The organism is Rubrivirga sp. (assembly GCF_049648075.1).
Classification (GTDB): Bacteria; Bacteroidota; Rhodothermia; order Rhodothermales; family Rubricoccaceae; genus Rubrivirga.
The window spans coordinates 1-5412 of sequence record NZ_JBARYR010000309.1; the positions used below are offsets into that span (position 1 = coordinate 1).

Genomic DNA, 5412 nt, shown 5'->3' on the forward strand with positions numbered 1-5412 from the left:
CGGCGGCGGCTCGGCGCGCTGCCCTCGAGGACGACCACGAACAAACGCGCCCGGCCTCGAGGGAGGCCGGGCGCTGCAAACTGGACGAAGTCGAGGTTTACTGACCGTCGAGGTCGGTGTCGGCCTCGAGGTCGACGTCCGGGGTCAGCTCGACCGCGTCGTCATCGTCGTCGGCCGTCATGATGCCGGGGCCGGCGCTGTCGAGCGTCGTCTCCTCGAGGTCGAGGACCTCGAGGTCGGCCGAGCCCGTGCCCGCGATCAGCGGGGCGATGACGAGCGCCACGACCGAGATCAGCTTGACCAGGATGTTTAGCGACGGGCCGGACGTGTCCTTGAGCGGGTCACCGACGGTGTCACCGACGACGGCCGCGTTGTGGACGTCCGAGCCCTTGCCGTACTTGACGCCGTCGAACTCGACGCCGCCCTCGATGCGCTTTTTCGCGTTGTCCCAGGCGCCACCGGCGTTGGACTGGAAGATGGCCATCAGGACACCCGTGACCGTCACGCCGACCAACAGGCCGCCCAGCATGTTCTTGTCGTAGAACCCGACCGCGACCGGAACGGCGACGGCCAGGACGCCCGGCAGGATCATCTCCCGGAGCGCGGCCTTCGTCGAGATGTCGACGCAGCGCGCGTGGTCGGCCTTGGCCGTTCCCTCGCGGAGACCGGGGATCTCGGCGAACTGACGGCCGACCTCCTTGATCATGTCGCCAGCCGCGCGGCCGACCGCGTTCATCGCCATGGCCGAGAACACGAACGGAAGCATGCCCCCGACCAGGACGCCGGCCAGGATGCGGGGGTCGGCCACATTGATGGCCTCGATGCCGGCCTGCTGCATGAACGCCGCGAACAACGCGAGCGCCGTCAACGCCGCCGAGCCGATCGCGAAGCCCTTGCCGATGGCCGCCGTCGTGTTGCCGACCGCGTCCAGCAGGTCGGTCCGCTCCCTCACCTCCGGGGGGAGCTCGGCCATCTCAGCGATGCCGCCGGCGTTGTCCGAGATCGGGCCGTAGGCGTCGACGGCGAGCTGGATGCCCGTGACGGACAGCATGCCCAAGGCCGCGATCGCGATGCCGTAGAGGCCGGCGAACGAGAACGCGCCGATGATGGCGAGCGCGAGTACGATCGTCGGCAAGCCCGTCGAGTACATGCCGACGCCCAGGCCTGCGATGATGTTGGTCGCGGCGCCCGTCACCGACGCGCGGGCGATGTCGGTCACCGGCTTGGTGTGCGTCGCCGTGTAGTACTCGGTGATGAGACCGATCGCGGTGCCGGCAGCTAAGCCGATCCAGACGGCGAAGATGACGCCCCACGCGGAGTACGTGAACGTGCCGACGATCGGCGTGGTCGCCGTGAACTCACCTGGGATCAGCCACAGGATGATCACGGCTGCGAGCGCCGCCATGACGCCGGCCGCACCGAACTCGCCGATGTTGAGCGCGCGCTGCGGGTTACCGCCCTCCTTGACCTTGACGAAGAACGATCCCAGGATCGAGACGATGATGCCGACGGCTGCCAACACGAGCGGCAGTAGGACGGCGCCGAGCGCCAATCCGCCCGCGCCCTCGAGCGGGATCAGGAACGCGCCACCGAGAACCATCGCGCCGATGATCGAGCCGACGTAGGACTCGAACAGGTCGGCGCCCATGCCCGCGACGTCACCGACGTTGTCACCGACGTTGTCAGCGATGGTGGCCGGGTTGCGCGGGTCGTCCTCCGGGATGCCCTCGTAGACCTTGCCGGCCAAGTCCGCACCGACGTCGGCGGCCTTGGTGTAGATGCCGCCGCCGACGCGCGCGAAGAGCGCGATCGAGGACGCGCCGAGCGAGAAGCCGGCGAGCACGTTCAGGACGCGCGTCAACTCCAAGCCGTCCAAGCCAGCCGCGCCGCCGTCGAACAGCCCCGTGTACAAGACGAACAACGACCCGAGACCCAGGAGCCCCAAGCCAACGACGGACAGGCCCATGACCAATCCGCCGGAGAACGCCACGTTGAGCGCCTCGCCGAGCGAGGTCCGAGCAGCGTTCGTGGTGCGGACGTTCGCCTTGGTGGCGACGCGCATGCCGAAAAAGCCGGCCAGGCCGGAGCAGAACGCGCCCACGATGAACGACGCGGCGATGAGCGGCGACGAGTCGGCGCGGCCCAAGTTGGCGAGCAGCAGGAGCGCGGCCACGACCAAGACGAAGACGGCGAGCACGCGGTACTCGCGGCGCAAGAAGGCGTTGGCGCCCTCCTGAATGTCGTTGGCGATCTCGGCCATCCGGTCGGTGCCGACGGCCTGGGCGTTGACCCAGCGGCTGCGAGTGAAGGCGTAAGCGAGCGCGAGAATCCCCGAGAGAGGGACGAGCAGCGCGATAAGGTTCGAGTCCATTGGGTGATGGGTGATCGGGAAGTCAGAGCCCGAATGGGCGTCAGCGGCGGTTGTGCCGGTTCATGGCGGTGGTCAGCCCGTCTCGCGCGACCGTGATCGCGGCCTGGGCCGCGTCCTCGAGGGCGGCTTGGAAGGCCGGACGCTCGTCGTCGTCGAACGGGGACAGGACGAAGTCGACCTGGCCACCGGGGGGGAAGCTATTTCCCACCCCCACGCGCAACCGGGGAAACTCGGTGGAGCCTAGGCGGTCGATGACGTCGCGGATGCCGTTGTGGCCCCCGTGCGAGCCCTTCCCCCGCAGACGCAGCGCGCCGATGGGGAGCGCGAGGTCGTCGTAGACGACGAGCAGGTCCTCGGCCTCGAGGCCGTACCGGTCCAGGAGGGCCACGACGGCCTGGCCACTCCGGTTCATAAACGTCAGGGGCTTGGCGATCGCGACGACCAAGCTCTCGCCCTCGAGGTCCGCCCTGCGAGTTCCGTCCTCGAGGTCGGACCCATCGAGGTCGGGTGGGACGGTCGCCTCGGTCACGAACGACCGGGCCGCCTCGTCCTCGAGGTCGGCGCCCAGCATCGCGGCGAGCCGGTCCACGACCTCGAAGCCGGCGTTGTGTCGCGTCCCGTCGTAGTCCGGCCCGGGGTTGCCCAGGCCGACGATCAGCTTCGAGGCCGAGAGCGCCGGACCGGGCGGCGTGAGTCGGAGGAGTCGCGAGAGCCAGGACATGGTGGGGAGGGAAGAGGCACGGAGGAGGGGCAAGCGGTGGGTAGAGCCGCTTGCCCTTTCGCTCTTGCCTTCGACGTCGCACGACGCCGAAACGAGAGACCCCACGTGGATGGCCTGGCCATCCACGTGGGGCTCGATCTATCTGTTACGGCCTCGAGGTTGGCACGCGCCCTCGAGGACGAGCGGGCTACGCCTCGTCGTCGCCGCCCTCGGCCGGCGCGTCGCCCTCCTCGGTGGTGAGCGCCTCGGCGCCCTCCTCCAGGACCTCCTCTTCGTCGGCCTCGACGAGTGCGCGCGGTGCGGTCACCGACGCGATGGTCCGGGCGGGGTCGGTCAGGACCTCCACGTCGTCGCCGAGCGAGAGCTCGGACACGTGGAGCGACTCGCCGACCTCGAGGGACGTGACCTCGAGCGTGACGTGGCCCGGGATGTCCTTCGGGAGGGCCCGGATCTCCAGGTCGTTGATCGACTGCGACAGGATGCCACCGGCCTTGACGCCGCGCGGCGTGCCCTCGAGACGGATCGGGATCGTCATCGTCAACAGCTCGCCGGCCGTCAGGGCCAGGAAGTCGACGTGGATCGGGGCGTCCGTGACGGGGTGGTAGTCGACCTGCTTGAGGATCGCCTCGTGCTCCTCACCGCCGGCGCTGATGCCGACGCGGTAGGTCTCCGTCGTAAAGATGAGCGGCCGGAGCGCGAGCGTCTCGACGGCGAACGTGACGGGCTCCGTGTTGGAGCCGTAGAGGACGCAGGGGACCAAGCCGGCCTTCCGGACGGCCTTGGTCTCCTTCTTGCCGGTCTCGCGCGGCTGGACGTCGAGCGTAATGGACTGCATAACTAGAGTTCCGAGTTCTGTTTGGTGTTCCGGCGCGGCCGGGCGGTCAGACCTCGAAAACTCGGAAACCCTCGCCCCCGACTCAGCGACTAATCGACGAAGAGCGTCGAGATCGACTCGTCGGATCCGATGCGCGTGATCGACTCGGCGAAGAGAGGAGCGACCGAGATGACCTCGATCTTGTCGCTCGCTCGCTGCAGCGGGACAGAGTCCGTCACGATGACGCGGCTGAGCGGGCTCGCCTCGATCCGGTCGACGGCGGGTCCGGAGAGCAACGGGTGCGTGCAGAACGCCTGCACATCGAGGGCGCCCGCGTCATGCAACGCCTGGGCACCCGACGACAGCGTGCCGGCCGTGTCGCACAGGTCGTCGATCAGCAAGCAGTTCCGGCCGTCGACGTCGCCGATGATGTTCATGACCTCGGCCACGTTCGCCTCCGGCCGGCGCTTGTCGATCAGCGCGAGTCCGGCGCCCAACCTCTTGGCGTAGGCGCGGGCGATCTTCGAGGCCCCGACGTCCGGCGCCACGACGACCAGGTTGTTGCGGAACGCGGCCACGTCCGGCAGCCCGTCACCGCCGACCGATCCGGCCAGGGTGTTGTCGTCGAGCCACTGCTCGAACACGGCCGAGCCGTACAAGTGATCGACGGGAATGTCGAAGAAGCCCTGGATCTGGGCCGCGTGCAGGTCCATCGTCAGCACGCGGTCGACGCCGGCGTCCTGCAACATCTTCGCGATCATCCGCGCCGCGATGCTCACGCGGGGCTGGTCCTTCCGATCCTGGCGGGCGTAGCCGAAGTACGGGATCACCGCTGTGATCCGAGCCGCCGACGCGCGCCGGGCCGCGTCGATCATCAGGAACAGCTCCATCCAATGCTCGGCCGGCGGCGGCGTCGACTGGACGATGAACAGGTCCGTGCCCCGGATCGACTCCTCGTAGCGGACGTAGATCTCGCCGTCGGAGAAGTCGCGCAGCGTGACGTCGCCCAAGTTCCACCCGCCGGCGTCGGCGATTCCTCGAGCGAGAGCGGGGACCGAGCGGCCGGCGAAGATCGAGACAGGAAGGTCGTTCGCCACGGCAGCAGGGGAGAAGCCAGGAAGGGCCGTCCTCGAGGACGGCGTTTCGTTGCCCGAGGAGGACTCGAACCCCCAATAACAGGACCAAAACCTGCTGTGTTGCCGATTACACCATCGGGCAGACGGCACCGGGCCGGGGCACGCGCGTAGGCGGCCGTCGGTCCGATGCTCCAAACTAGGCGTCAACGCGCGGGCCGGTCAACGCCCTCGTCCGACTCTCTCTCGCTTCTCCTCTCCCTGTGCCCGACCTCGATCCTGCTCTAACCGCGCTTCACGGGGCTCCCTCGCCCGATGAGAGGTCTGCGATAGGGGTCCTGGGAGGCCTGGGACCGTACGCTGGACTGGACCTGGTTCGCTCAGTATTCGACGAGACGGACGCGTCCCATGACCAAGAGCACCTCCCGGTCAC

At 68.5% G+C, this 5412-nt stretch carries 4 protein-coding genes and 1 tRNA gene; all 5 read right to left on the reverse strand.

The features are described from left to right. Positions 1-97 precede the first annotated feature (97 nt). The 5 genes from WBA11_RS09135 to WBA11_RS09155 all read right to left on the reverse strand — a co-directional run bounded on the left by WBA11_RS09135 (position 98) and on the right by WBA11_RS09155 (position 5124). Positions 98-2371, reverse strand: a complete 2274-nt coding sequence (locus WBA11_RS09135) for a sodium-translocating pyrophosphatase (protein ID WP_424520389.1) — start codon at positions 2369-2371, stop codon at positions 98-100. Between the two features lie 40 nt (positions 2372-2411). After that, complete coding sequence (gene pth, locus WBA11_RS09140; protein ID WP_424520390.1) at positions 2412-3092, reverse strand: aminoacyl-tRNA hydrolase; 681 nt, start codon at positions 3090-3092, stop codon at positions 2412-2414. A gap of 187 nt (positions 3093-3279) precedes the next feature. Continuing rightward, positions 3280-3927 (reverse strand): 50S ribosomal protein L25, encoded by a 648-nt coding sequence (locus tag WBA11_RS09145; protein ID WP_424520391.1) that lies wholly within the window; start codon positions 3925-3927, stop codon positions 3280-3282. Positions 3928-4016: 89 nt separating this feature from the next. Continuing rightward, a complete protein-coding gene (locus tag WBA11_RS09150; protein ID WP_424520392.1) occupies positions 4017-5003 on the reverse strand; it encodes a ribose-phosphate diphosphokinase in 987 nt (328 codons plus the stop codon). A gap of 49 nt (positions 5004-5052) precedes the next feature. Next, positions 5053-5124, reverse strand: a tRNA-Gln gene (locus tag WBA11_RS09155). Positions 5125-5412 lie beyond the last annotated feature (288 nt).